This is a genomic window from Catenulispora sp. EB89 (assembly GCF_041261445.1).
GTDB lineage: Bacteria > Actinomycetota > Actinomycetes > Streptomycetales > Catenulisporaceae > Catenulispora.
On sequence record NZ_JBGCCU010000015.1, the window covers coordinates 222467 to 246532 of the forward strand.

21 protein-coding genes are annotated in these 24066 nt (G+C 70.3%); 13 read left to right on the forward strand and 8 right to left on the reverse strand.

Annotated elements, in window-relative coordinates; genetic code table 11:
• The first annotated feature begins 107 nt into the window (after positions 1-107).
• Together ABH920_RS29450 and ABH920_RS29455 are read left to right on the forward strand one after the other, a co-directional pair.
• The gene (locus ABH920_RS29450) at positions 108-992 is read left to right on the forward strand and encodes an alpha/beta fold hydrolase (protein WP_370352419.1); all 885 of its coding nucleotides are present in this window, start codon (positions 108-110) and stop codon (positions 990-992) included.
• 107 nt (positions 993-1099) lie between these two features.
• Positions 1100-2629: an alpha/beta hydrolase gene (locus ABH920_RS29455; protein ID WP_370352420.1), complete on the forward strand. Its 1530-nt coding sequence runs from the start codon at positions 1100-1102 to the stop codon at positions 2627-2629.
• Here the strand turns inward: ABH920_RS29455 and ABH920_RS29460 are convergent.
• Both ABH920_RS29460 and ABH920_RS29465 read right to left on the reverse strand, forming a co-directional pair.
• Positions 2623-3423, reverse strand: a complete 801-nt coding sequence (locus ABH920_RS29460; RefSeq protein WP_370352422.1) for a hypothetical protein — start codon at positions 3421-3423, stop codon at positions 2623-2625. The two genes, ABH920_RS29455 and ABH920_RS29460, sit on opposite strands and share 7 nt — an antisense overlap.
• Positions 3420-4010 (reverse strand): RNA polymerase sigma factor, encoded by a 591-nt coding sequence (locus ABH920_RS29465; RefSeq protein WP_370352423.1) that lies wholly within the window; start codon positions 4008-4010, stop codon positions 3420-3422. Before ABH920_RS29465 ends, ABH920_RS29460 begins: the two co-directional genes overlap by 4 nt.
• A 224-nt stretch (positions 4011-4234) precedes the next feature.
• On the opposite strand from ABH920_RS29465, the gene ABH920_RS29470 reads away from it, so the two are divergent.
• The 3 genes from ABH920_RS29470 (at position 4235) to pyrE (ending at position 6528) form a co-directional block, all read left to right on the forward strand.
• Complete coding sequence (locus tag ABH920_RS29470) at positions 4235-5125, forward strand: serine protein kinase RIO (RefSeq protein ID WP_370352486.1); 891 nt, start codon at positions 4235-4237, stop codon at positions 5123-5125.
• Positions 5126-5227: 102 nt separating this feature from the next.
• Positions 5228-5905, forward strand: a complete 678-nt coding sequence (locus ABH920_RS29475; protein ID WP_370352424.1) for a hypothetical protein — start codon at positions 5228-5230, stop codon at positions 5903-5905.
• A 101-nt stretch (positions 5906-6006) separates the two neighbouring features.
• On the forward strand, positions 6007-6528 hold the full coding sequence (gene pyrE / locus ABH920_RS29480) for an orotate phosphoribosyltransferase (protein ID WP_370352425.1): 522 nt from the start codon (positions 6007-6009) through the stop codon (positions 6526-6528).
• 8 nt (positions 6529-6536) lie between these two features.
• Here pyrE and ABH920_RS29485 read toward each other — a convergent pair whose 3' ends face one another.
• The 3 genes from ABH920_RS29485 to ABH920_RS29495 are packed head-to-tail and all read right to left on the reverse strand — an operon-like array spanning position 6537 to position 9211.
• A complete protein-coding gene (locus tag ABH920_RS29485) occupies positions 6537-7277 on the reverse strand; it encodes an FAD:protein FMN transferase (RefSeq protein ID WP_370352426.1) in 741 nt (246 codons plus the stop codon).
• Complete coding sequence (locus tag ABH920_RS29490) at positions 7274-7846, reverse strand: FMN-binding protein (RefSeq protein ID WP_370352427.1); 573 nt, start codon at positions 7844-7846, stop codon at positions 7274-7276. Before ABH920_RS29490 ends, ABH920_RS29485 begins: the two co-directional genes overlap by 4 nt.
• Positions 7847-7858: 12 nt before the next feature.
• On the reverse strand, positions 7859-9211 hold the full coding sequence (locus ABH920_RS29495) for a ferric reductase-like transmembrane domain-containing protein (protein ID WP_370352428.1): 1353 nt from the start codon (positions 9209-9211) through the stop codon (positions 7859-7861).
• 103 nt (positions 9212-9314) lie between these two features.
• On the opposite strand from ABH920_RS29495, the gene ABH920_RS29500 reads away from it, so the two are divergent.
• Positions 9315-10049, forward strand: coding sequence for a response regulator transcription factor (locus ABH920_RS29500; RefSeq protein WP_370352429.1), 735 nt, complete (start codon positions 9315-9317; stop codon positions 10047-10049).
• Positions 10046-11542 carry a sensor histidine kinase gene (locus ABH920_RS29505; RefSeq protein WP_370352430.1) on the forward strand — a complete coding sequence of 499 codons (1497 nt, stop codon included), beginning with the start codon at positions 10046-10048 and terminating at the stop codon, positions 11540-11542. The genes ABH920_RS29500 and ABH920_RS29505 overlap by 4 nt, the downstream gene beginning before the upstream one ends.
• Positions 11543-11560: 18 nt before the next feature.
• Here the strand turns inward: ABH920_RS29505 and ABH920_RS29510 are convergent, their stop codons facing one another.
• On the reverse strand, positions 11561-12547 hold the full coding sequence (locus tag ABH920_RS29510; RefSeq protein ID WP_370352431.1) for an ATP-binding cassette domain-containing protein: 987 nt from the start codon (positions 12545-12547) through the stop codon (positions 11561-11563).
• 114 nt (positions 12548-12661) lie between these two features.
• Between ABH920_RS29510 and ABH920_RS29515 the strand changes: the two genes are divergently transcribed.
• On the forward strand, positions 12662-13837 hold the full coding sequence (locus ABH920_RS29515) for a citrate synthase (protein WP_370352433.1): 1176 nt from the start codon (positions 12662-12664) through the stop codon (positions 13835-13837).
• Positions 13838-13952: 115 nt separating this feature from the next.
• Here ABH920_RS29515 and ABH920_RS29520 read toward each other — a convergent pair whose 3' ends face one another.
• Positions 13953-14306 (reverse strand): VOC family protein, encoded by a 354-nt coding sequence (locus tag ABH920_RS29520; protein ID WP_370352434.1) that lies wholly within the window; start codon positions 14304-14306, stop codon positions 13953-13955.
• Positions 14307-14538: 232 nt separating this feature from the next.
• On the opposite strand from ABH920_RS29520, the gene ABH920_RS29525 reads away from it, so the two are divergent.
• The 4 genes from ABH920_RS29525 to ABH920_RS29540 all read left to right on the forward strand — a co-directional run bounded on the left by ABH920_RS29525 (position 14539) and on the right by ABH920_RS29540 (position 20264).
• The gene (locus tag ABH920_RS29525) at positions 14539-16323 is read left to right on the forward strand and encodes an acyclic terpene utilization AtuA family protein (protein ID WP_370352435.1); all 1785 of its coding nucleotides are present in this window, start codon (positions 14539-14541) and stop codon (positions 16321-16323) included.
• Positions 16324-16351: 28 nt separating this feature from the next.
• Complete coding sequence (locus tag ABH920_RS29530; protein WP_370352436.1) at positions 16352-17302, forward strand: aldo/keto reductase; 951 nt, start codon at positions 16352-16354, stop codon at positions 17300-17302.
• Positions 17303-17841: 539 nt separating this feature from the next.
• Positions 17842-18906: an ABC transporter ATP-binding protein gene (locus ABH920_RS29535; RefSeq protein ID WP_370352437.1), complete on the forward strand. Its 1065-nt coding sequence runs from the start codon at positions 17842-17844 to the stop codon at positions 18904-18906.
• On the forward strand, positions 18903-20264 hold the full coding sequence (locus ABH920_RS29540; protein ID WP_370352438.1) for an ABC transporter permease: 1362 nt from the start codon (positions 18903-18905) through the stop codon (positions 20262-20264). Before ABH920_RS29535 ends, ABH920_RS29540 begins: the two co-directional genes overlap by 4 nt.
• A 98-nt stretch (positions 20265-20362) precedes the next feature.
• Here the strand turns inward: ABH920_RS29540 and ABH920_RS29545 are convergent, their stop codons facing one another.
• A complete protein-coding gene (locus ABH920_RS29545) occupies positions 20363-23122 on the reverse strand; it encodes a PKD domain-containing protein (RefSeq protein WP_370352439.1) in 2760 nt (919 codons plus the stop codon).
• Between the two features lie 211 nt (positions 23123-23333).
• On the opposite strand from ABH920_RS29545, the gene ABH920_RS29550 reads away from it, so the two are divergent.
• Complete coding sequence (locus ABH920_RS29550; protein WP_370352440.1) at positions 23334-24032, forward strand: DUF1707 domain-containing protein; 699 nt, start codon at positions 23334-23336, stop codon at positions 24030-24032.
• Positions 24033-24066 lie beyond the last annotated feature (34 nt).

Genomic DNA, 24066 nt, shown 5'->3' on the forward strand with positions numbered 1-24066 from the left:
GACACACGTCACAGAGTCGTTCGGCGCACTCCGAGGGAACGAATAGACCGGGTGGCTCCTCTTCAGCTCGACAGCATCCACCGCAGTCGAACCGGCAGGAGCCACCCGTGTCCGTTTTCCCGTTGCCCACGATCGACGAAGCCACTCACCGAGTCGGCCACCGATATGTGACCGCGCGCGGCGTCCGATTCCACGTCGCCGAATCAGGGCCCGCAGACGGCGCACCTTTGGTGCTGCTGCACGGCTTCCCGCAGCACTGGTACGTGTGGCGGCAGGTGCTGCCGCAGCTCGCCGCCACGCACCGGGTCCTGGCCCTGGACCTGCGCGGATCGGGCTGGACGGAGGCGCCGAAGCACGGCTACGGCACGCCGAACCTGGCCGAGGACGTGATCGCGGTGCTCGACGAGCTCGGGATCGGCCAGGCGGCGATCGTCGGGCACGACTGGGGCGGCTGGGTCGGATTCGTGGCGGCGCTGCGGCATCCGGAGCGAGTCAGCGCCCTGGTATCGGTGAACATGACGCACCTGTGGCCGCCGGCCCGGCCCGTGCTGCCGAACCTGTGGCGGATGTGGCACACGGCGTTCATCGAGCACCCGCCGATCGGGCGGCTGATGCTGCGCCGGACCGGCTTCGCGGGGTTCCTGCTGCGGCACTGGAGCGGGGACGAGACGCTGTGGGAGCGCGAGGACATCCGGGTGTACACGGATCTGCTGCGCGATCCGGCGCGGGCGCGGGCCGTGGAGCAGGTGAACGCGGCTTATGTGTGGCAGGAGATCTTCGGGCACCCGCTCGGGCGGTACCGGAAGGCGCGGCTGACGGTGCCGACGCTGATCATCGGCGGGGAGCGCGACGTGGTGATCCCGCCGGCGGTGCTGGCAGGCGGGGAGCGGCATGCGGACGAGCTGCGGGTCGTGGTGCTGCCCGGCGGGCACTTGCTGCCGGAGGAGCAGCCTTCGGCGGTGGCGGCGGAGGTGCTTAGGTTCCTGGGGTGATCCTCACGTCTCGGTCGTAAGGCCTCCCTCGAGCGGATGAGGGGTCGGCGCCGATTTCCGTCGCTCGGGTGATACGCCGACTGATCAGCGGCTTCTATCGTAAGACCATGATCCATGGTAAAGCTTTGCGACCGGCCTTCGTGGGCGTGGCGTGTCTGGCCCTGATCGCTGTGATCGGGTCCACCGCCTCGGCCGCACCCAGGACCCGGGCCGATCCGGTCAACCCATATGGTGCGCTCGGTGCGCAGCATCTGGACTGGCGGGTGTGCGACTGGTACCAGAACCCGCCGCCCGGCGGCACCGACTGGCATCAGTACCCGGTCACCTACTGCGCCGACGTCACCGTCCCGATGGACTGGTACGACCCGTCGAAGGGCACGATCAGCGTCCGCGTCACGAAGGTCGCGAGCACCGGCGGCGCGGCGCGGCGCGGCATCCTGATGGTCGACCCGGGAGGTCCCGGCAGCGACGGCTCGACCCTGGCGACCAAGACCGCCGAGTCCGAGCCGTCCCTGCTGAGCGCGTACGACATCATCGGCTTCGCGCCGCGCGGCGTGGCGCCGTCCACCGCGCTGAACTGCGACATCGACTGGTCCCGCTACACGCCGATCGCCGACGAGCGCGACCGCTCCGCCGCGAACACCGCGCAGCAGCTGGCGAACGCGCGCCTGGTCGGGCAGAGCTGCGGCGCGGCGCCGCTGGCCCCGTACATCACCACCGACCAGACGATCCGAGACATGGACCTGATCCGCGCACTGTTGGGCGAGCCGAAGGTCAACTACCTGGGGTTCTCCTACGGCACATGGCTCGGGGCCTGGTACGCCGCGACGTTCCGCGCCCGCGCCGACCGCTTCGTCCTGGACTCGAACATGGACTGGCGCACGACGATCAAGGACGACTACGTCGACTCCTGGGCCCGCGGCTTCGACCGCCGCTTCGAGGCGCAGTTCCTGCCGTGGCTCGCACGCCACGACGACATCTACGGCTTCGGCACGACCGCCGACCAGGCGCAGGCGTCGTTCGACGCACTGCGCGCGGCGGTGGCGGCCCAGGGCCGTGGCAGCTCACTGGACGTGCTGCAGGCGCAGGCACTGTACAACTCGGACGGCTGGCCGCAGTGGGCCGGGCTTCTCAAGACCCTGCGAGCCGACCCGACGCAGGCCACAAAGCTGCTGCCGGCAGTACGGGTGCCGACCGGCAAGGCGAACAGCGGCGCGTACTGGGCCGTGACGTGCGCGGACACACCGTGGTCGCACGATCCCGGCTACTGGGTCGCCGAGGGGAACCGGCTCGGCGCCGCGTATCCACTGGCCGGCGCGGAGTCGACGGAGGAGCCGTGCGCCTACTACCCGTACACCTCGCAGCATCCGGTACTCCCGGGCGCGGACAACCTGCCGCGAATGCTGATGGTGCAGGACGAGCTCGACCCGGCGACGCCGGTCGAGGGCGCGCTCGAGGACGCGCAGGAGTCAAATCAGGCCATGGTGTTCGTGCAGGACGGCGGCAACCACATCGCGTATGACACGGGCAACGCCTGCGTGGACGCGCATGTGAACGACTACCTGGTCAACGGCGGCACTCCGACATCAGCAGTCTGTGAAGCTATGCCGCTGCCACTGGACAACAGGGTCTACTGACGGCCAGGACCCTCGACGCGCCTGCGCACCTTGCCGAGGGTGCGCAGCACGGCGCGTTCGCCGACCAGGAGCGGCGCGACCTTGCGGATCCCGACGGTCCGAACAGCACCGCAGCCGGCCACAAGAGTGCCCTCGCCATCCGCGACCGCCGCGAACCCACCGACCACGAACCGGTCTTGCATCACGCACCACCCCTCCCGCAACTCCACAACAAAGCGCCCCCGGTTGCCGACCAGCCCGGTGGCAACCGCCGAGCCATCGGCACGCAGTTCGAAGCGCCGGATGAACCCGATCAGCTCAGGAATGCTGCGCTCCATGTCAGCGAGGTAGCCCCAGACGCACTCGAAGGGGGCGTCAACGCGCAGCTCGGCATAAGCGCCGGAGGGGAGCGCCGAGGCCAGGACCCGCATGCGACGGACGGGGTCGAGGTCCGCGACCGGCCAGCCACCCGCGCCACCGATGCCGCTCACGCCACCGCCGCCGACCTGACCGCCACCACCCGCGCCGCCGCCGCTCATGCCACTGCTACCGACCTGACCGCCGCCACGCACGCCGCCGCCGCCCGACCCACCCGGCCCACCACCGACGCCCGGGCCGCCAGCGCCAGCCGGCCCACCACCGCCGCTCGCGCCGCCGACGCCAGCCGGAGTGCCGTCGCCCGGACCACCGATGCGAGCCGGACCACTGCCGCCTGCGCCACCCATGCCGCCCGGGCCGCCGCCATCCGCGCCGCCGCCCATGCCGCCAGCACCCGCGCCGCCGCCGGCCTCAGAGTCGCGAATCTCGCCCCTCATGCCGTCCACTGCTTCCGAAACGCCGCCTTGGCCCGGCTCAACCGCGACTTCGCCGTCCCCGCCGACACGTCGAGCACCTCCGCCGCCGCTTGCTCGTCCAAACCTTCCACCTCGCGCAACATCAGGATCGCACGGTGCTCCGGCGAGAGCCGGTCCAGTACGTCGCGGATGTCCACCGCCAGTTCGGGGCTGCCTGGTGCGGGGAGCTCGGTGAGCTCCGCCGGCTGCTGGCGGGCGGCGCGTTGCGCGACGCGAATCGCCTCGCGGACCGCGATGCGCCGTACCCAGCCGTAGAGTGCCGCCGGCTCGCGGAGTGACCGCAGGTTCTGGAAGACCGCGATCAGCGCCTCCTGTGCGGCGTCCGGTCCGTCGGCGAGGGCGATCGGGGCGCAGAGGCGGCCGACGTAGGGGGTCAGGTCGTCCAGGAGGTGGCTCATCGCCAGTGCGTCGCCGCGTTGGGCGGCGTGGACCCAGCGGACCGCGTCCTGCGCGCCACCGGCCGGCTCACCTGCGCTCACGCTTCGATCGTACCGGCGCACGAATAATCGGTTGCGCCCTGTCGGCGGGCGTGCGAGGGTCGTGCGCATCGCCGATCGCAGCGGTCGTCGAGCACGTTCTCCTGGAAGGAGGTGGGGACAGTGACGTTTGCCGTCATTGCCGCACGCGCGGAATCCCGAATCATTTCCCTCCTTTTCACATGGAGAACACCACAGTGCCCAAGCACTCGCAGTACCTGAACGACGGCTTCGACAGCTCCGACGACCAGGACGACTACGCCGAGTTCGGTGACACCTCCGCGCGTCCGCAGCGCATGCGCCGCCGTGTCGACGACTCCGTCGCCAACCCGAACCGCAAAGGCCGCCTCACCCTCGAGGAGCGGGCACGCCTCGCCATCGAGCGCGAGAACCAGGACATGGCGCCGCCCGAGGGCGACCGCTGGTCCAACTGGGTCGATGCCGGCCACGGCCCCGAGCCCCGGCCCGAATGGGTCATCACCGAGCAGGGTGCCTGCGACCACGAGCTCGGCGTTCTGAAGACCGGCAAGGAAGCGGACGTCTTCCTGCTGCGTCGCGTCTTTCCCGACACCGGCGCCGAGGTCACCATGGCCGCCAAGCGCTACCGCTCCAACGAACACCGCAACTTCCAGCGCGACGCCGGCTACCTCGAAGGCCGCCGCCTGCGCCGGACCCGCGACATGCGCGCCATCGAGGGCCGTACCTCCTTCGGCATGAACCTGATCGCTCAGCAGTGGGCGATCGCGGAGTTCGGCGCGCTGTCCGAGCTCTGGCAGGCCGGCGTGCCGGTGCCGTATCCGGTGCAGCTGTACGGCACCGAGCTGCTGATGGAGTTCATCGGCGAGGCCGACGGCACGGCCGCGCCCCGGCTGGCGCAGATGCGCCCGGATCCCGACGAGCTGCTGGACCTGTGGGAGCAGCTGGTCTCCGCACTGCTGGCGCTGGCCGAGCGCGGGCAGACGCACGGCGACCTGTCGCCGTACAACCTCCTGGTGCACCACGGCCGGCTGGTCCTCATCGACCTGCCGCAGGTGGTGGACGTGGTGGTGAACCCGAAGGGGCGCGAGTACATGACCCGGGACGTGCACAACGTCGCCAAGTGGTTCCTGGCGCGCGGCCTGCCCGAGCGCTTCGCCGATCCCGAGGCGCTGCTGGAGATGCTCGCCAGCGAAGCGCGTCTGATCTGAAAACCCTTACAGAACAAGGCCGCCGGCCGAGGTCCGCAGCACGCGGGCCTCGGCTACAGTCGCTTCCCACGACATCGCCACGGCACGACGGGGAGGACCGCGATGGCCGAGCAGACCGAGCAGACCGAGCAGACCTGGGATCCCTTCGAAACGCTGCGTCGCACGCTCTGGATCGGCGGCGCACAGTGGGCCGGCAAGTCGACGGTCGCGCGCATCCTCGCGCACCGGCACGGCCTGACCGCGTACCACTACGACTACCACGACGCCCGCGGCCACCACGACCGGCGGATCGTGCAGCGCGTCGCACTCGGGCAGCCGCCGGAAGATCCATCCCCTGACACAGTCTGGGTCGAGACGACGCCGGAGCGCATGGCCGAGCAGACGCTGGCCGGCTTCCCGGCACGCTTCGAGTGGGCACTAGACGACCTGCGCGCCCTGTATTCGCCGCGGCCGATCATCGCCGAGGGCTGGGGCCTGCGGCCGGAACTGGTGCTGCCGCTGCTGGAAGCGCCGACGCGGATGGTGGTGATGGTGCCGACAGAAGACTTCCGGCAGCACCAACTCAGGACCCTGCCGCGCGCCGCCGCGACGGGCAACCGGACGAGCGATCCGGCGCGTGCGCAGGCCAACCGCGTCGCGCGCGACCGGCTGGTGGCGGCGGACGCGGTGCGGCGGGCGAAGGAGTGCGGCGTGCCGGTGATCGAGGTGGACGGAACGCGGGACGCTTTCGCGATCGCCGACGAGGTCGCCGAGCATTTCGGCGCCGCGCTGGTGGGGTGAGACGGCCGCGAGCACTTCGGCGCGGCCGGCCGCTCGTCAAACAAAGTCGCCCAACGCCTCAGCACGCCGCTCGTCAGACCAGGCTGCGATAGTGGCTGTCCGTGACGCACTCAGACCTGGCCGCCCGCATCCACGCCGCCGCGCACCTGACCGGCGAGTTCACCCTCCGCTCCGGACGCACCGCCACCGAGTACTTCGACAAGTACCGCTTCGAGGCCGACCCCGTGCTGCTCGACGAGATCGCCGAGCGCATGGCCCCGCTCGTCCCGGCGGGCACGCAGGTCCTCGCCGGCCTCGAAATGGGCGGCATCCCGGTGGTCACGGCCCTCGGTCGGCACACCGGGCTGCCCTGCGCCTTCGTCCGCAAGACGGCCAAGGCCTACGGCACCCGCCGCCTCGCCGAGGGCGCGGAGATCGCGGGCCGCCGCGTCCTGATCGTCGAGGACGTGGTCACCACCGGCGGCCAGATCGCCCTGTCCACCGAGGAGCTGCGCACGCTCGGCGCCGACGTGCGCGAGGCGCTGTGTGTCATCGACCGGGAGCAGGGCGGCAGCGAAGCGCTTGCCACGCAAGGGATCCAGCTTCTGTCTCTCCTTACCGCCGCAGATCTGCGTGTCGGCTGAGGCACCGCTCACCCCGCCAAATACCGCGCGAACCCCGCCGTCTCCACCGTCGTCCCATCCGGCAGCACCGCGTAGGCCTCGAACCCCTGCCGTTCCTCGACCCACTCAAGCCCGCGCTCCGGTCCCATCGCGAACACCGCCGTCGCGTACGCGTCCGCGCGCGCGATCCGCGCCCCGATCAGCGTCACCGCCAGGAAGCCGGTCGCGGGGCGCGCGGTCGCCGGGTCGATGATGTGCGCGCCGCGCTCGGTGGTGCCGGAGGTCGCGACCGCGAAGTCGCGGCCGGAGACCAGCGCCGCGTAGCGCTCGGGGTGGCGGGGGTCGGCGATGCCGACGGTCCAGGGGCGGCCCAGGTCCGCCTCGCCGCGGGCCTGGACGTCGCCGCCGCCGACGATCAGGTGGTTGCGGGAGCCGGCGGCGGTCAGCAGCCGGTCCACCTCCTCGATGGCCCAGCCCTTCACCCAGCCGCTGGGGTCCAGGCGGCCCGCCGGATACGCGCTGAACGCGCCGGCGGTGTCGGCCTCGACCTCGGCGCAGCGGCGCAGGACCTCGGCGATCTCCGGGTCTCGCTCGATCGCCTCGCCGCGGGCCATCCGGCTGATCGCGCTGTCCTCGCGGTACGTCGAGAACTTCGCGTCGATCGCGTGCAGGCGGTCCACCGCGGCCGGGATGCCGTCGCCGACGTCGGCCACGATGGAGAACACCGTCCCCATGACCGGCTCGACGTATCGGACCTTCCCGTCGGTCACGCGGCCGCCTTGTCTATCGCGCTCTGCAGCGACTGCTGGTACCCCTCACTGGTGTAGGTCGCGCCCGAGACGCCGTCGATGTTCGCACTCTGCGCGCTCATCGCCTGCTGGTTCAGCTGCGGTATCGCGTAGCTGTTGATCTCCTGGTCGCGGCCGGTCTCGGTGGGATACTGGAGCACCTGGATCTGGGTGATCTTCTTCCCGCTGAAGGTGACAGCCAGCTGCACCGGCCCGTAGCGGGTGTCCGCGGCGTCGCCGGTGATCGTCTTGGTCGTGCTCGCCGGGGCCGCGGGACTCGACGACGCTCCCGACTTCGGCGCGGACGAACTCGGCGCCGACCCGGGCTGCGATGTAGAACCCGACGAGCCAGAGGAGCCCGTAGACCCGGACGACCCCGAAGAACTCGACCCCGAACTCGGCTGGGAACCACCCGAACCGCTCGACTGGGTGATCGTGAAGTTGTTGTTGACACCCTTGGCAGCAAGCGGCGTGTTGCTGTGCGGCTTCAGACCGAGCAGCAGTACGACCCCCGAAACGGTCGCGGTGCCGGTGACGATCGCGCGTCGCATGGAACAGCCTCTCTAGAACTCGAACGACTCGTGGTGGATATGGGAGTTGGGCACCCCGGCCCCTCGCAGCGCGGCGATCACCGCCTGCTGCATCGGCTCCGGCCCGCACAGGTACACGTCGTGCGCCTTCAGATCCGGCACCAGATTCATCAGCCCGCGCGGGGTGAGCGTCTTGCCGTGCCGCCGTCGGCTGCCGACCAAGTACACCAGCCGGGCGCCCCGGGTGCGGGCGATATCCTCCAGTTCGTTACGGAAGATGATCTCCCGATCGCTGCCCGCCCGATACAACAAGGTCAGCCGGCCCGGCAGCGTCTCGAACAGCGCCCGGATCGGCGTGATCCCGACCCCGGCCGCGATCAGCAGCACCTGCGGCGAGCGCGCCTTGTCCTCCGTGAAGGCGCCGTAGGGCCCCTCGGCGCGGACCCGCGTCCCGGGCCGCAGCCGCGACACCGCCGCGCTGTGGTCGCCGAGGTTCTTGATCGTGAACCGCAGGTAGCTCGGGTGCGGCGCGGCCGACAGCGAGTACGGGTTCGCCACCCAGCGCAGGCTCCGGGTCTGGAACTGAAGCCGGAAGAACTGCCCGGGCCGGGCGTTCAGATCGTCCAGCCGCTCACCCTTGAGGATGACCGAGTAGACCCCCGGCCCCTCCTGCACGACCGAGTGCACCCGCAGCTTGTGCCGCCGGTCCCGCACGTACGGCATCCACAGCCGGTACCAGCCGAGCGTCAGCGCCGCCAGCACGTAGTACGCGCTCCACAGCGTCTGCTCGGGCTGGATCGACAGGTCGGCACCGTTGACTATCTGATGACTGAACGCCAGCGCGATCGCCAGGTAGGTCGCCAGGTGCAGGTAGTACCAGGTCTCGTAGCGAAGCTTGCGCCGCGCCACCCGCGCCGAGACGATGCCGGTCCCGAACAGCAGCAGCGTGCCCAGCGACCCCTTGATCATCTCCGGGTAGTGGAACACGATGTCCACACCCTCGGCGACCACGCCCTTGCCGTCGGTCAGGGCGTAGCCCCAGATGATCGTGACGATGTGCGCGCTGACCAGGAAGACCATGTACCGCCCGCACAGCGCGTGCCAGCGCGCCAGCCGGTCGCTGCCCACGCGGTGCTCCAGGACCGGGATCCGGGCCATGAGCAGCAGCAGGACCGGGGCCGTGTAGCCGGCCAGCAGGCCGGTGATGCGGCCGGCGCCGTCCAGCCAGCCGGCGGCGCCCACGACCGCGGGGGTGGCGTGCCACCAGGCGGCCAGCACCGCCGCGGCGCCGGCCGCCATCAGGGTCAGGGCCAGCCGCGGGACGGTCTCCGGGGACGCTTTCGCGCCGGGCGGCGCGGTGTCGCGGGGTAGTGCGGTCGTGCTCATGGGACCGAGGTAAACAGCACTACCTTTGAGTTTCCTCAGAATCGTGTCCGCAAAGCCGCTGATCGAGGCAATCCTTAGCCAATCTTCACGCTGGATGTGGACGATGACCGCCATGCTTGCGAACATCGCGAACCCGACCGAACCCTGGCGCTTTTTGGTCGTCGACGACGAGCCGGACCTGGTGGAGGTGGTCTGCGGCGCGCTGCGCCACGAGGGCTGGGACGCCGTCGGCGCGCACGACGGCCGCGAGGCGGTCTCGGCCGCGGCGACCTACCAGCCGGACGCCGTGGTGCTGGACATGATGCTCCCGGACATGGACGGCATGGAGGTCATGCGCCGGATCCACACCTCCCGTCCGGAGGTCCGGGTACTGTTCCTCACGGCGCGCGACGCGGTGGAGGACCGGATCGCCGGGATCGCGGCCGGCGGCGACGACTACGTGGCCAAGCCGTTCAGCCTGGACGAGGTCGTGGTGCGGCTGCGCAGCCTGGTGCGGCGCACCGCGCGCGGCCGGGCCGGCCGGGTGGCGAGCCCGGACTGCCTGGTGGTCGGCGATCTAGTGTTGGACGAGGCCGCGCGGGAGGTGACCCGGGGCGGCGAACCGATCGAGCTGAGCCCGAAGGAGTTCGCGCTGCTGTGGTTCCTGATGCGGCACCCCCGCCAGGTGCTGAGCAAGTCCCAGATCCTGTCCGAGGTGTGGTCCTACGACTACGGCGGGCAGGCCCACGTCGTGGAGCTCTACATCAGCTACCTGCGCAAGAAGATCGACGCCGGCCGCCCGGCGATGATCCACACGGTGCGCGGCGCGGGATACGTCATCAAGGCCGCCGCTCCGTGATCCGGCTCCGGCCGCGGACGCTGCGAGGGCAGCTGACGCTCGGGCTGGTGGTGCTGCTGGCGGCGATCTTCGCCGGCGTCGGGTTCGGCACCACGGCCCTGCTGCGCGGGTTCCTCGTGTCGCGGCTGGACCAGCAGTTGTCGGCGGCCGGGCCGCGCTACGCGCAGAGCCTGGAGCACGAACTCGCCGCGGCCGACACCCGCGGCCAGGCGCAGGGCACGTTTGGGGCCCGCGCACTGAACAGCGTGGTGACGCAGGCCGGCGTGGTCGACGGAACCAGCGCGACCGGCGACAACACCCGGCAGATCCGCCTGACGGCGGCCGATTCCCGGGACCTGCTGTCGCTGCCGACCGACGGCTCCGCGCACACCGTCCGCCTGTCGGGGCTCAAGGCCTACCGCATGCGCGCGGTCGCCGGCGCCGACGGCGACGTCCTGGTCACCGGCCTGCCGCTGTCCCAGGTCTCCAGCACGGTCCGGGAGCTGGCGACGGCCGAGATCGCGCTGTTCGGCGGCGCGGTGGTGGTGGCCGCGCTCGGCGGCGCGGCGTGGGTCCGGCTGGCGCTGCGGCCGCTGGAGCGCGTGACCCGGACCGCCGAGCGGGTCAGCACCCTGTCGCTGGCCAGCGGCGAGGTGGCGCTGGACGTCCGGGTCCCGGACGCGGACCGGAACGACGAAGTGGGCCGGGTCGGCGCCTCCCTGAACCGGATGCTCGGCCACGTCGAGGACGCCCTGGCACGCCGGCAGTCCGTCGAGCGCCGGCTGCGCGACTTCGCCGCCGACGCCGGCCACGAGCTGCGCACTCCCCTGGCCGCCGTCCGCGGCCACGCCGAACTGGTGCTGCGGCGCGGTGGGGAGCTGCCCGACGACGCGCGCCACGGGCTGATCCGCATCGAGGCCGAGTCGCGACGGATGGGGACGATCGTCGACGACCTGCTGCTATTGGCGCGGCTGGACGCCGGGCGGCCGCTGGAGTCGAAGGAGGTGGACCTGACGCTGCTGGTGCTGGACGCGGTGGACAACGCTCAGGCCGCCGACCATGCGGCCGAGGGGGACGGCGACACCACGGCGGCCGGCGGCGTGACCCCGACGCGTCACGAATGGCGCCTGGACCTGCCGACCGACCCGGTGACGGTGATCGGCGACCCGCACCGGCTGGCGCAGGCGGTGGCGAACTTCGTGACCAACGCGCGCGTGCACACCCCGGCCGGGACCCGGGTCACGGTCGGGATCACGGTGCATGCCGACCGGGTCCGCCTCGCCGTCGAGGACACCGGCCCGGGACTGGCGCCGGACCTCGCGGACCGGGCCTTCGACCGGTTCACCCGCGGCGACCCAGCGCGCTCGCGGACCTCGGGGAGCACCGGGCTGGGACTGGCGATCACTCGCGCGGTCGCCGAGGCGCACGGCGGCCGGGTCGGAGTGGTGTCCGAGCCCGGTCGGACAGTGTTCGAGCTCGTACTGCCGTTGGAGCGGCAACACTCATCCGAGTGAATCAGATCTCCGCGTACATCAGGCCGCAGATATCTCGCTCTCCCGCGCAGGGTCATTTCCAGCACTCTCCCGCCCCGGATCGGCGTAGTGCCGCAGGAACAACTCCTCCAACGTCGGCGGCCGGCTCGTCATCGACCGGACCCCCTGCGTCCCGAGCAGCACCATCAGCGCCGACAGGTGCTCGGTGTCGACCGAGCACTCCACCCGCACTCCCCCGCCGGCCGCGGTTCCCAGCTCCGTGACCCGCACCTGGTGCGGCCCGTCGAAGCCCGCGAAGTCCTCGAATCCGTCCGGCAGCCGCTGGAGCTCCGCGCTGACCAGCGTGCGCGTCAGGTGCCGCAGCTCGGCCAGCGTCCCGGACTCCGCCACCCGCCCGCGACGCACGATGCTGACCCGGTCGCAGACCTCTTCGACCTCCGACAGGATGTGGCTGGACAGCAGCACCGTGCGGCCGGCCGCCTTCTCCTGGCTCAGGCAGGACCGGAACTCGGCCTCCATCAGCGGGTCCAGGCCGCTGGTCGGCTCGTCCAGGACCAGCAGCTCAGCCTCGGAGGCGAACGCGGCGACCAGCATCACCTTCTGCCGGTTGCCCTTGCTGTAGGCGCGCCCCTTCTTGCTCGGGTCCAGGTCGAAGCGTTCCAGCAGCTCGGCCATGCGCTTGGCGCCGGTCGTGCGGCCGCGCAGCTTGGACAGCATCGCCAGCACCTGGCCGCCGGAAAGGTCCGGCCACAGAGCGACGTCGCCGGGGACGTAGGCCAGACGGCGGTGCAGGGCCACGGCGTCGCGGCGGGCGTCGCGGCCGAACAGGCGGACCTCGCCGGCGTCCGGACGGAGCAGGCTCAACAGGATTCTGAGGGTGGTGGACTTGCCGGCGCCGTTCGGGCCGAGCAGGGCGTGCACCTCGCCGGGGGCCACGGACAGGTCCAGACCATCGAGCGCGCGGGTGGCAGCGGATCCCCGGCCGAAGGTCTTCACCAGTCCGGTGAGGGAGATCACATCCGTCACAGTGCCAGCGTACACCCCATGATCATCACATATCACCAATGGCGCCGATTGACGGGCATCGCGCGGATCACACAAGATCGGGGTGACGACACAATCACACAAGGAGGCACGACGATGCTCGAATCCGAGCAGCCTCGCCCCACGCGGAGCGTCACCACAGTCGAGGTTCCGCGCGGTCTGGCCGGCGTCATCGTCACCGACACTGAAGTCGGCGACGTGCGCGGCGAGGAAGGCTTCTACCACTACCGCCAGTACAACGCGGTGGAGCTGGCCGAGAAGCGGACCCTGGAGGACGTCTGGGTCCTGATGATCGACGGCCACCTGCCGGACGCGGAGCAGCGGGCGGCGTTCATCGCCGAGACCACGCCGCTGCGGCACGTCCCGGACAAGGTCAAGGCGCTGCTGCCGGCCATCGCCGAGGCGGTGCACGGCGAGCCGATGAACGGTCTGCGGGCGGCCCTGCCGCTGCTGGCCGGACAGCGCGGCATGCGGCCGATCTACGACATCGACGAGCAGACCCGCCGGGCGGACGCGCTGTACATCAGCGCCCTGGCCCCGACGGTCCTGACCGCGATCCACCGGCTCGGCAAGGGCCTGGAGATGGTGGAGCCGCGCGACGACCTGTCGTACGCGGCGAACTACCTCTACATGCTCAACGGCACCGAGCCCACCCCGGAGCAGGCCCGCGCGATCGAGCAGTACCTGATCTCGACCGTGGACCACGGCTTCAACAACTCCACCTTCACCGCCCGCGTCATCGCCTCCACCGGCGCCGACCTGGCCGCGGCCGTGACCGGGGCGCTGGGCTCGCTGTCCGGCCCGCTGCACGGCGGAGCCCCCTCGCGCGCCCTGGACACCCTCGACGAGATCGGCACCCCCGACAAGGCCGAGGACTGGGTCCGCCAGCAGGTGGAGGCCGGCGCCCGCATCATGGGCTTCGGCCATCCGGTCTACCGCACGGACGACCCGCGCTCGATCATGCTCCGCGGCGTCGCCCAGCGCCTCGGCGGCCCCCTGGTGGACTTCGCCGTGGCGGTCGAGCAGCACGTGATCAAGGCCCTCGCCGAACTCAAGCCGGGCCGCCAGCTCTACACCAACGTCGAGTTCTACGCCGGCGTGGTGATGGAACTCTCCGGCGTCCCCCGCGACATGTTCACCCCGACGTTCGCCACCTCCCGCGTGATCGGCTGGTGCGCGAACATCCTCGAACAGGCCAAGGACTCGAAGATCATCCGGCCCGCGGCGCACTACGCCGGCGTGCCGGCGCCGCAGCCGCTGCCGGAGGGCTGAGGTTCTGAAGCTGTGAAGCATTGAGGCTCCGAAGCTCCGGGATCCGGGGCGGTTGGGCCACCTGGAGTAATCGTCAGGGTTCGGATTCCGAGGGGATCCGGGCCCTGATCGCGTCTCAGCCCGCTTCCCACAGCTCGATCCGGTTCCCCTCCGGATCCGTCACCCAGCCGAATTTCCCGATGCCGTCCATCTCCTGCGTCTCCGCGTCGACGTCGGCGCCCTTCTCCCGCAGCTGCCGGAGCATCGCGTCGAGGTCGCGGACCCGGAAGTTGAGCATCACCTGCTGCTCGCGCGAGCCGAAGTAGTCCGTGTCGGCCTCGAAGGCGGCGAACACCGTCGGGCCGGCCTCCTGCTGCCACATGCCGTGTTCGTCGATGTCCAGGCCGAGGCTGTCGCGGTACCAGGCGGTCAGGGCCGCCGGGTCGGTGGCGCGGAGGAAGTGGCCGCCGAGGCCGAGTACTCGTTCCATGGCGCCATCCTGCCAGGGCCGTACCGACACGTACCCGCAGGCGGCGGCTTCCGGCATAAACACAGCAGATGGAGGCTGATTCGATCTCATCCTCGCGCGGTGACGATCCGGTACAAACAGAATTCCCTCTACCTCGTTATAGGAAATCCTGCGCGCTACTGGCCCGCCAGGGGGTACCCCGCGAGTAAAGTCACGGGGAGAACTCGGTTCACACTGAGAGGGAGTTCGTGAAGTGAACACCCAAGTCCCGCCCCGGCGCCCGGTACTGATCGCCAACTCATCCGGGTTCTACGGCGACCGCCTGTCCGCGGCCAGGGAGATGGTGGACGGGGGTCCGATCGACGTCCTGACCGGCGACTACCTCGCCGAGCTGACTCCGCTGCTGCTCCATAAAGCGCGTGAGCGCGGCGGTCCCGGCTACGCGCGCTCCTTCCTGGCGCAGATGAACCAGGTGCTCGGCGCCTGCCAGGAGAAGGGCGTCAAGATCGTCACCAACGCCGGCGGGCTGGAGCCCGCGCGGCTGGCCGACGACCTCAGGGCCCTCATCACGCACCTGAACCTGCGTCTGAAGGTCGCGCACATCGAAGGCGACGACCTGCTCCCGCGCCTGGCCGAGCTGCGCGACAGAGGGGTCCCGTTCGAGAACCTGGACACCGGCGAGCCGTTCTCCGACGCCGCCGAACCGGTCTCGGCGCACGCCTACCTGGGCGCCTGGGGCATCGCCGCGGCTTTAGCCGGCGGCGCGGACATCGTCGTCTGCGGCCGGGTCACCGACGCATCACTGGTCGTGGGCCCGGCCGCTTGGTGGCACGGCTGGAACGGCGACGACTGGGACGCCCTGGCCGGCGCGGTCGTCGCCGGACACGTCATCGAGTGCGGCCCGCAGTGCACCGGCGGCAACTACTCCTTCCTGGACGAGCTCCCCGACACCCGCGTCCCCGGCTTCCCCATCGCCGAGGTCGCCCACGACGGCTCCGCGGTGATCACCAAGCACCCGGGCACCGGCGGCGTGGTCTCGGTCGGCACGGTCACCGCGCAGCTGCTCTACGACATCGAGGGCCCGGCCTATACGAACCCTGACGTCACCGCGCACTTCGACACCCTGCGCGTGACGCAGCAGGCCCCGGACCGCGTCGAGATCCGCGGCGCCAAGGGCATGACCGGCCCGCACAAGCTCAAGGTCGCCTTCAACTACCGCGGCGGCTACCGCAACTCGATCACGCTCGGCGTCACCGGCCTGGACATAGAGGCCAAGGCCGGGCTGGCCGAGGCGCAGATCTTCGACACGCTCGGCGGCCGCGGCCGCTTCGCCTCCGTGGACGTGCGGCTGCAACGCAGCGACAAGCCCGCCGAGCAGGCGCGCACCGACGAGGAAGCCACCGCCTACCTGCACATCACGGTCAAGGACCCGGATCCGGACAAGGTCGGCCAGGCCTTCACCGGCGCGGTGACCAGCCTGGCGCTGGCCGGCTACTCCGGCTACCACCCGACCGCGCCGCCCACGCGCGAGGTCGAGTACGGCGTGTACTGGCCGACGTTGATCCAGGACCGGCACGTCGCGCACATCGCCGTGCTGCCCACCGGCGAGCGCCTGGAGATCCGGCCCTGCCGCCGGCCGATGGGCATGCCGCTGCACCTGGGCGCGCCGCGTCCGCCGGAGCCGTTCTTCTCCGACGGGATGAAGCGGCTGGCTCCGCTCGGCCTGGTCTGCGGAGCCCGTTCCGGGGACAAGGGCGGGAACGCCAACGTCGGGCTGTGGACGCGCACCGACCGCGCCTACGCCTGGCTGCGCGAGACGCTGGACGTGGACACGTTCCAGAAGCTCGTCCCGGAGTGCTGCGACCTGCGGGTGGAGCGCTTCGAGCTGCCGAACCTGCGGGCGCTGAACTTCGTCGTCTACGGCATGCTCGGCGAAGGGGTGGCGGCCTCGACGCGCGCCGATCCGCAGGCCAAGGGCCTCGGCGAGTTCGTCCGGTCGCGGCTGGTCATGGTCCCCGTGGAGTTCCTGAACGGCTAGCCTTACTTAGCGGGACTAAAATCGTGCCATGCGCTATCGTCACCTCGGTAATTCCGGCCTGCTCGTCTCCGTCGTGGGCCTGGGCTGCAACAACTTCGGCAGCCGGCTGGACGTGGCCGGCACCCGGCGCGTCGTGGACGCCGCGATCGACGCCGGCATCACCCTGCTGGACACCGCCGACATGTACGGCCAGTCCCAGTCCGAGTCGTTCCTCGGCGAGGTCCTGAAAGGCCGCCGGGACCAGGTGGTGCTGGCCACCAAGTTTGGACATCAGAGCTTTGACATGCACTACCCGCGCGCGACCGGCGCCAAGGGCGGCCGGTCCTACATCCGGTACGCGGTCGAGCACTCGCTCAAGCGGCTGCAGACCGACTACATCGACCTGTACCAGCTGCACACCCCGGACCCGGCCACGCCGATCGCCGAGACCGTCGCCGCCCTGGACGACCTGGTCCGCGAGGGCAAGGTCCGCTACCTGGGCAACTCCAACTTCGCGGGCTGGCAGATCGCCGAGGCGCACTACGTCGCGCAGCAGCTGAACGCCACCCCCTTCGTCTCGGCCCAGAACCACTGGTCGCTGCTGGTCCGCGAGGCCGAGACCGAGGTGGTGCCGGCCGCGCGGTACTTCGGCCTGGGCGTGCTGCCCTACTTCCCGCTGGCCAACGGCCTGCTCACCGGCAAGGTCCGGCGCGCCACCGGTATCCCGGCCGACGCCCGCCTGGCCGGCCGCACGCACTGGGTCACCGAGGACCGCCTGGACAAGGTCGAGGCGCTGATCGCCTGGGCCGAGAAGCACGGCCGCAGCATCCTGGAGGTCGGCATCGCGGGCCTGGCCGCGCAGCCTGGCTGCACCTCGGTGATCTCCGGCGCGATGTCGCCGGAGCAGGTGCAGGCCAACGCCGCCGCCGGCGACTGGGAGCCGACCGCCGAGGAGCTGGCGGAGATCGACGCGATCGTGCCGGCGCCGGCGCAGCCGTAGGAGCGACGGCAGGCGACGCACACCGCACGACCAGACGAGGCACGACGCGACACGAGGCACGACCCGACCGCACCACCGCACGACCGCAATACGCAACACGAGACACATCCGCACATCCGCACAACCGCACATCCGCACAGCCGCACAACCCAACGCCGCGACCGCACCGCGCCGGAGCACGCACCACCGCCCCGGCCCGGCTGCGGTCGCGGCGTGTTTTCGACAGCGGGCCACCATCTGCTCCACCACCCCGATCGCCGTGCTCCCCGCGGGCTGCGGCGCCGGCGATGTCGCGGCGGCTGCGGTCGCGGTGCGTTTTCATCCGAACCTCGGGCATCCCGCACAAGCCGCCCTCTTGTCAGGTCGCTGAGAATCCTGGCCCTGACAGGATCAGACTCCCGCACCGTCCCCCGGCACCTCTCCCCGTCGTCCGGGCGCCCTCCCGCGTTCCTTGAACATTCAGCAGTTTCGCGGGTGAGCGCCAAGTACCAGGGGTAGGTTCCTCCGGAATCGGTCACCACCGGCAGAGGGAGGAGCGGATGGATACGACCGTCGCAGTCAGGGGCCGCGGCATCACCAAGGTCTTCGGTGATGTCGTCGCGCTCGATCACGTGGACGTGAGCATGGCGAAAGGTCAGATCCACGGCTTGGTCGGTCCGAACGGGGCCGGCAAGACCACGCTCCTGGGCCTGTTGCTGGGCCTGGCCGTCGCCGACGAGGGGGGTCTGGAGATCTTCGGCACGCCGGTCGGGCGGACGCTGGCCGCGCCCGAGGGCGTCTCAGGGTTCGTCGACGGTCCCGGTCTGTACCCCACGCTGACCGCGCAGCAGAACCTCGCCGCGCTCATCGCGCTGCGGCACCGCCGGCCGCGTCCGGACGACGTCCAGGAGGCGCTGGCGCAGGTCGGGCTGAGCGAGGTCGCGGACGACAAGGTCCGCGGCTTCTCGCTGGGCATGCGCCAGCGCCTCGGCCTGGCCGCCGCGCTGCTGACCAAGCCCCGGCTGCTGGTGCTCGACGAGCCCGCCAACGGCCTGGACCCGGCGGGCAAGAAGCACGTGCACGGCGTGCTGAACCGCCTGGTCGCCGACGGCGCCACGGTCATCCTGTCCAGCCACCGCATGGACGACCTGGAAGCCCTGTGCTCCGAGGTCACCATCCTGAACACCGGTCGCGTGGTGTTCTCCGGCCCGCTGAACAAGCTCTCCGACGAGAACCGCGACCTGGACTACCGGCTGCGCGTCTCGGACGCCGCCCAGGCCCGCACCATCGCCGGCGACACCCCGGGCATCACCGTCGTCGAGGGCTCCGACGCCGCGGCGCTGGGCGATCCCGAAGTGCTCATCGTGCGCGCGCAGGTGGCGGCGATGGACGAGCTCGTGGCGCGGATCGTGCGCGCGGACGTCGCGCTGCGCGAGCTGGCCCCGGTGGTCTCGCCGCTGGAAGCCGCGTTCCTCGCGCTCACCGACCAGCCGGTCGACGTCCCGCAGCAGTCCACCGGCGAGAAGACCGCCGAACCCACCGCCGAACCCAACGCCGAAGCCCCCGAAGCCACCACCCCCACCGCCCCCACGACCGAAGAGCAGCAGCAGGAGGCCGGCCGATGACCACGACCGTCACCGAAACCCCCGCGCCGGAAGCCGCGCCGCCGGCCGCCGCCGCGGTCCCGGTGTCCCGGGTCCTCCGCTTCGAGCTGATCAAGCAGTTCTCCGCCTGGCGCGTCCGCCTGCTGATCCTGCTGTGCTGGATCGGTCCGGCGCTTCTGGTCTTCGCAATCGACCAGCAGAGCACCCTGCCCTCGGACACCCTGTTCGGCCGCTGGATGCACGCCACCGGCTGGGCCGGTTCCCTGGTCGCGCTCGGCTTCTGCGGCACCTGGGGGCTCCCCCTGATCACCTCGGTGGTGGCCGGCGACGTCTTCGCCTCCGAGGACCGCCTCGGCACCTGGCGCCACCTGCTGATCGCGGTCCGCTCGCACCGGCGCATCTTCGTCGCCAAGGCGATCGCCAGCCTCACCGTGATCCTGCTGCTGATCGCCGGCCTGACCTTCTCCAGCATCCTCGGCGGCCTGCTCGCCGAGGGCAACAACCCGCTGGTCGGCCTGGACGGCCACAGCCTGGCCGGGGGCGAGGCCGGCACCAGGGTGCTGCTCGCCTGGCTCTGCGTCCTGGCGCCGACGCTCGCGCTGGCCGCCATCGGCCTGCTCGGGTCCATCGCCCTGGGCCGCTCCCCGATGGGCCTGCTGCTGCCGACCATCGTCGCCCTGGGCATGCAGGCCGCGCAGATGCTGCCGCTGCCGGTCGCCGTCCGCCTGGCGCTGCCCGGCTACGCCTTCATCTCCTGGAACGGCCTGTTCACCGACCCGGCGCAGCTCAAGCCGCTGCTGATCGGCATCACCGTCAGCCTGGTGTGGGCGATCGTGGCGACCGCGCTGGCCTACATGGTCTTCGTCCGCCGCGACTTCACCAACCTCACCAACGACGGCGCCGGTCGCAGGGTCCTGACGGTGGGCGTGCTGCCGCTGGCCGGCGTGCTGGCCGTGACCGTCGGCCTGGTCGCCGCCACCACCTCCGGAGCCGGCAGCTCGGGCATCGACCAGAACAAGGTGCAGAAGTCGGTGGCCACCGCCTTCGCCCACCTCTACAAGCTCCAGGAAGACGAGATGCGCAGGCCCCCGCTCACCGAGGCGCAGCTGCACACCTCCGCCTCGTGCCTGAAGAGCGAAGGGCTCGGCACGCAGGAAGGACCGGGCACCGACTGGCGCTGCACGGTCTCCTGGAGCGTCCCCGGCGACAACGTCACGGCGCAGGCCATCTACCAGCTCGACGTCACCGCGAACGGCCGCTACATCGCCGACGGCGACGGCCCGCAGGAGGTCAACGGCTACTTCCTGATCGTCCTCAACGGCAAGACGATCTCGAACCCGCTGTGGCAGTTCGACGGCAACGTCGACCTGCTCTCCTAGAACCGGTCGGAACACATAGTCGGAACACACAGAACGGGCCCGGCGCGTCGCGCCGGGCCCGTTCTGTGTTTCTGTCCGTCCGAACGTGTGCTAGGACATCAGCTCACGTTGACCGACGTGTCGTCGATGACGAAGGACGTCTGGTACTCGGAGTCCTCCTTGCCGGTGAACTTGAGCGTCACCGTCTGCCCGCCGTAGCCCGACAGGTCGAACGTGTGCAGCGAGTATCCGCTGTTCGCGTTCAGGTTCGAGTACGTGTACATGTTCTTCAGCACCGAACCCGAGCTGCTGAGAAGCTGCAGCTGCAACGTGTCGTACTTGGTCGAGGTCGTGGTCTCCGCGGTGTCGATGTGCATGTAGAAGTTGAACTTGTAGTTCGTGCACCCGGCGGGCAACGTCACCGTCTGCGCCAGGGTGTCCGTGGTGGTCTTGCCCCAGCCGTCGAGCCACGCGTCGTACGTCCCGCTGTGCGGCGGCTCGGAGCTGCTGCTGTTGATCACCGAGAGCGGGGTGTGGGTCGAGGTGACGGCCCACGGTGCCGCGTTGGAGGCGCCGTTCTCGAAGCCCGCGTTGCCCAGCAGCTGCCCGGCCGTGCAGCCGCCGGAGCCGCCGGTCGGGGTCGCGCTGACCTCGTTGCTCTGCCCGCTCTCGCCGACAGGGTTGGACGCGGTCACCCGGTAGTAGTACGTCGTCCCACTGGTTAGCCCAGTATCCGTGCACGTCAAAGTCGTGCCGCTCAGGCCGCTGCAACCGCCCGAGGTGACCAGCGACTCGGTACCGCTGGAGGTGCCGCGGTAGACGCTGTACTTCGTGAGGTTCTCGCCGCCTGTGCTGCTCGGCGCCTGCCAGTTCAGCGTCACCTGGTTGGTGCCGCCGGACGCGGTCAGGTTCTGCGGCGCGCTGGGCGGCACGCTGGCGATCGGATCCGCCGTGACGCTGACCGTCGACGTCGCCGTGTTCGCCGGCGAGGCGCTGTCGGTCACCGTCAACGTCGCCGTGTAGGTCCCGACGGTCGAGTAGGTGTGGCTCGGGTTCTGCGCCGTGCTGGTCGCGGAGCCGTCACCGAAGTTCCAGCTGTAGTTGTAGCCCGGCGTGCCACCCGTCGCGGTCCCCGTGAAGTTCACAGCCAAGGGGATCTGTCCGGATGTCGGGCTGCCGGAGGCCGAGGCCGCCAGCGGATTGCCGACCGCGCTGACGTTGACCGCGACCTGGGAGGTCGCCGTCTTCGCCGGCGAGGAGCTGTCGGTCACCGTCAGCGTCGCGGTGTAGTTGCCCGAGGAGCTGTAGGTGTGGCTGGGGTTCTGCGAGGTGCTCGTCGAGCCGTCGCCGAAGTTCCAGCTGTAGCTGTACGGCGACGTGCCGCCCTGGGCCGAGCCGGTGAAGTTCACCGCGAGCGGGGCGTTGCCGGTGGTCGGGGAGGCCGAGGCCGAAGCGGACAGCGGAGTCGAGCCCTGCACCCAGAAGTCCTCCAGCGGGTCGCCGAGGGCGGCCTGGTCGTTGGTGGTCATCGGGAAGGTGTTCAGGCCGATGTTGTCGTTCGGGTCGATGATGCCCGCTTTGACGTTCTGCATCGTGCGCTCCATCGCCGCGATCACGTTGTTGGTCGTGTACGCGACGTGGCTGAGGTACCCCTGCTTGACGTACTGCGACGGACCGATGACCACCAGCGGCACCCGGTAGGTGTTGCTGACGTGGTCGGCGCCGTTGTTGCCGTTCTGGGTGTCGTCCTCGGTGATGACGATCAGGGTGTTGTTCTTGTAGGTGGCATTGTTCTCGATCGCGTTGACCACGTTGTTGGTCGCCGTGTCGTTGCCCGGGATGTCCTGGTAGGTGCCCGGGTGGTCGTTGAACAGCTCGACGTAGCTGTAGACCGGCAGGCCGTTGGTGTTCACGAAGCTGATGTAGTCGTTCGCGATGGTGCTGTCCGGCAGGCTCTGGTTGGAGCAGGTGTACTCGTTGTAGTGCAGCTCCTCCGGGATGCTGGTGCCCGGGCGGTTCGGCGGCAGGACTTCGAGCTTGCCGTCGGCCGGGTTCTTCCAGTAGCCCGAGCCGCTGCTGAGCATCCAGTAGAAGTCACCGTTCATCACGAACGTGTACGGGCTGCTGCCGCTGCCCGAGCCCGTCGGCGCGGTGCACGCGTTGGTGCCCTCGTCGGTCGGACCGTTCGTGTTGCTCAGGAAGCGGTCGAACTGCGTCCCGGTGGACGGGTACGACTGCTGCTGCGAGCTGGACTGCGACTGGGCCGAGAACAGCCACCAGTGGTTGGGGCCCGAGGGCGGCTGCGTGCCGGTGCTGTAGGAGTCCGACAGCGCGTAGGTCTTGGCCAGGTTGTGCAGGTCCGGCACCGAGCTGATGTGGTTGGTGCTCTCCACCTGGCCGTTGCAGCCGGTGTGGACGGTGGTCGCACAGTCGCCGAGGTAGTCGTCGAACGTGTGGTTCTCGCGGTAGATGATGACGAAGTGCTGGAACGGCGGGAAGTACGGTGCCAGCGGGTTCACCGCCGCCACCGGCTGCTGCACCGCCGTGGCCGCCTTGCCGGAGCCGGCCGGTTCGTAGGTGATGCGGTTGTTGACGGCGAAGTTGTGGGGCTGCGGGAACTTGTTGAACTCCGCGCCCAGCGCCGCGAACTTCGCGCTGGAGCAGTCGAAGTTGTCCGGCTTGTACGTCTGGGGCCGCTGGCCGACCGGCAGGTTCTTCGCGTTCGTCGGGTCGGTGCTCGGGTTCCAGCCGATGAGGGTGCACGAGCCGGGGCCGGATGTCGGCCTCTTGCTCGCCAGACCCTGCGCGGCACCCGTTATCCCGCCCACGATGAGGGCTAGGAACGCAGCGCCTGCGATCCAACGTTTCCGTCTGATCATTTAAGCTCCCTGATTGGGGGATGTGGGGAAGGCGCGAAAGTGGCGACGGTATTGTCTAGGCGAATAAGGGCCCGGACAAGTGGTATCGAGGCACAAGACCCGCTGATAGCAGAGGCTTTCATTCGTCGTTCGTGCACAGTTGGTCTGACGCCGCGTCAGCGGGACAACGCGACATATCGCGTTCGGGGCGGTTTCCGGCTACACTGCTCGCATGACTTCCGCGCCCGAAGAGAGCCAGTTCGTCCCGGTCGTCGTGCCCGCCGAGCAGGCTGCTGGACAGCTTCCGGCCGGGCAGCTTCCGGCCGGGCAGGTCCGGGCCTCCGACGCCGAGCGCGACGAAGTGGCGGCCGTGCTCTCCGAGGCGCTGGCACAGGGCCGGCTGACCAGCACCGAACTGGCCGAACGGATCGACGCGACGTACGCCGCCAAGACCCGCGCCGAGCTGGTCCCGCTCACCGCCGACCTGCCCGACGACCTGCGCAAGACCCAGGTCAGCCCGCTGTCCGCGGTCGAGCACCAGGAGCTGAGCGCGACGTTCAGCAAGGTGATCCGCTCCGGCCGCTGGGTCGCCGGCCGGCACACCTCGGCGAACGCGCGGTTCGGGGCACTGATCGTGAACCTGGCCGACGCGGTGCTGCCGGGGCGGGAGATCACGCTGGACATCAACACGTTCTGCGGCAAGGCCATCATCACGGTCCCGGAGAACGCGCGGGTCATCGACGAGGGCGGCGCGCTGTTCGGCAAGCGCTCGGTCACCGGTTCGACGCCGGAGGGGCAGGAGGACGGGCCGCTGATCCGGATCACCGGCAAGTCCACTTTCGGCAAGATCGTGGTGCACCGGAGCACCGGCAACGGCGACGGCGCGTTCAATCCCGCCGTGTGGTGGTGGGAGAACCGGCACCAACGCTGAGTCCTGATATTCGCGGGCGCCGGCCAGGCTTGTG

Coding starts and splice junctions, on each gene's coding strand:
- ABH920_RS29545 (WP_370352439.1), bottom strand. CDS start 23,122: ATGATCAGACGGAAACGTTGGATCGCAGGCGCTGCGTTCCTAGCCCTC.
- ABH920_RS29520 (WP_370352434.1), bottom strand. CDS start 14,306: ATGGAACGAGTACTCGGCCTCGGCGGCCACTTCCTCCGCGCCACCGAC.
- ABH920_RS29515 (WP_370352433.1), top strand. CDS start 12,662: ATGCTCGAATCCGAGCAGCCTCGCCCCACGCGGAGCGTCACCACAGTC.
- ABH920_RS29495 (WP_370352428.1), bottom strand. CDS start 9,211: ATGAGCACGACCGCACTACCCCGCGACACCGCGCCGCCCGGCGCGAAA.
- ABH920_RS29475 (WP_370352424.1), top strand. CDS start 5,228: ATGGCCGAGCAGACCGAGCAGACCGAGCAGACCTGGGATCCCTTCGAA.
- ABH920_RS29535 (WP_370352437.1), top strand. CDS start 17,842: ATGGATACGACCGTCGCAGTCAGGGGCCGCGGCATCACCAAGGTCTTC.
- ABH920_RS29540 (WP_370352438.1), top strand. CDS start 18,903: ATGACCACGACCGTCACCGAAACCCCCGCGCCGGAAGCCGCGCCGCCG.
- ABH920_RS29530 (WP_370352436.1), top strand. CDS start 16,352: ATGCGCTATCGTCACCTCGGTAATTCCGGCCTGCTCGTCTCCGTCGTG.
- ABH920_RS29465 (WP_370352423.1), bottom strand. CDS start 4,010: ATGCGCACGACCCTCGCACGCCCGCCGACAGGGCGCAACCGATTATTC.
- ABH920_RS29460 (WP_370352422.1), bottom strand. CDS start 3,423: ATGAGGGGCGAGATTCGCGACTCTGAGGCCGGCGGCGGCGCGGGTGCT.
- ABH920_RS29455 (WP_370352420.1), top strand. CDS start 1,100: ATGATCCATGGTAAAGCTTTGCGACCGGCCTTCGTGGGCGTGGCGTGT.
- ABH920_RS29490 (WP_370352427.1), bottom strand. CDS start 7,846: ATGCGACGCGCGATCGTCACCGGCACCGCGACCGTTTCGGGGGTCGTA.
- ABH920_RS29470 (WP_370352486.1), top strand. CDS start 4,235: ATGCGCCGCCGTGTCGACGACTCCGTCGCCAACCCGAACCGCAAAGGC.
- ABH920_RS29550 (WP_370352440.1), top strand. CDS start 23,334: ATGACTTCCGCGCCCGAAGAGAGCCAGTTCGTCCCGGTCGTCGTGCCC.
- ABH920_RS29500 (WP_370352429.1), top strand. CDS start 9,315: ATGACCGCCATGCTTGCGAACATCGCGAACCCGACCGAACCCTGGCGC.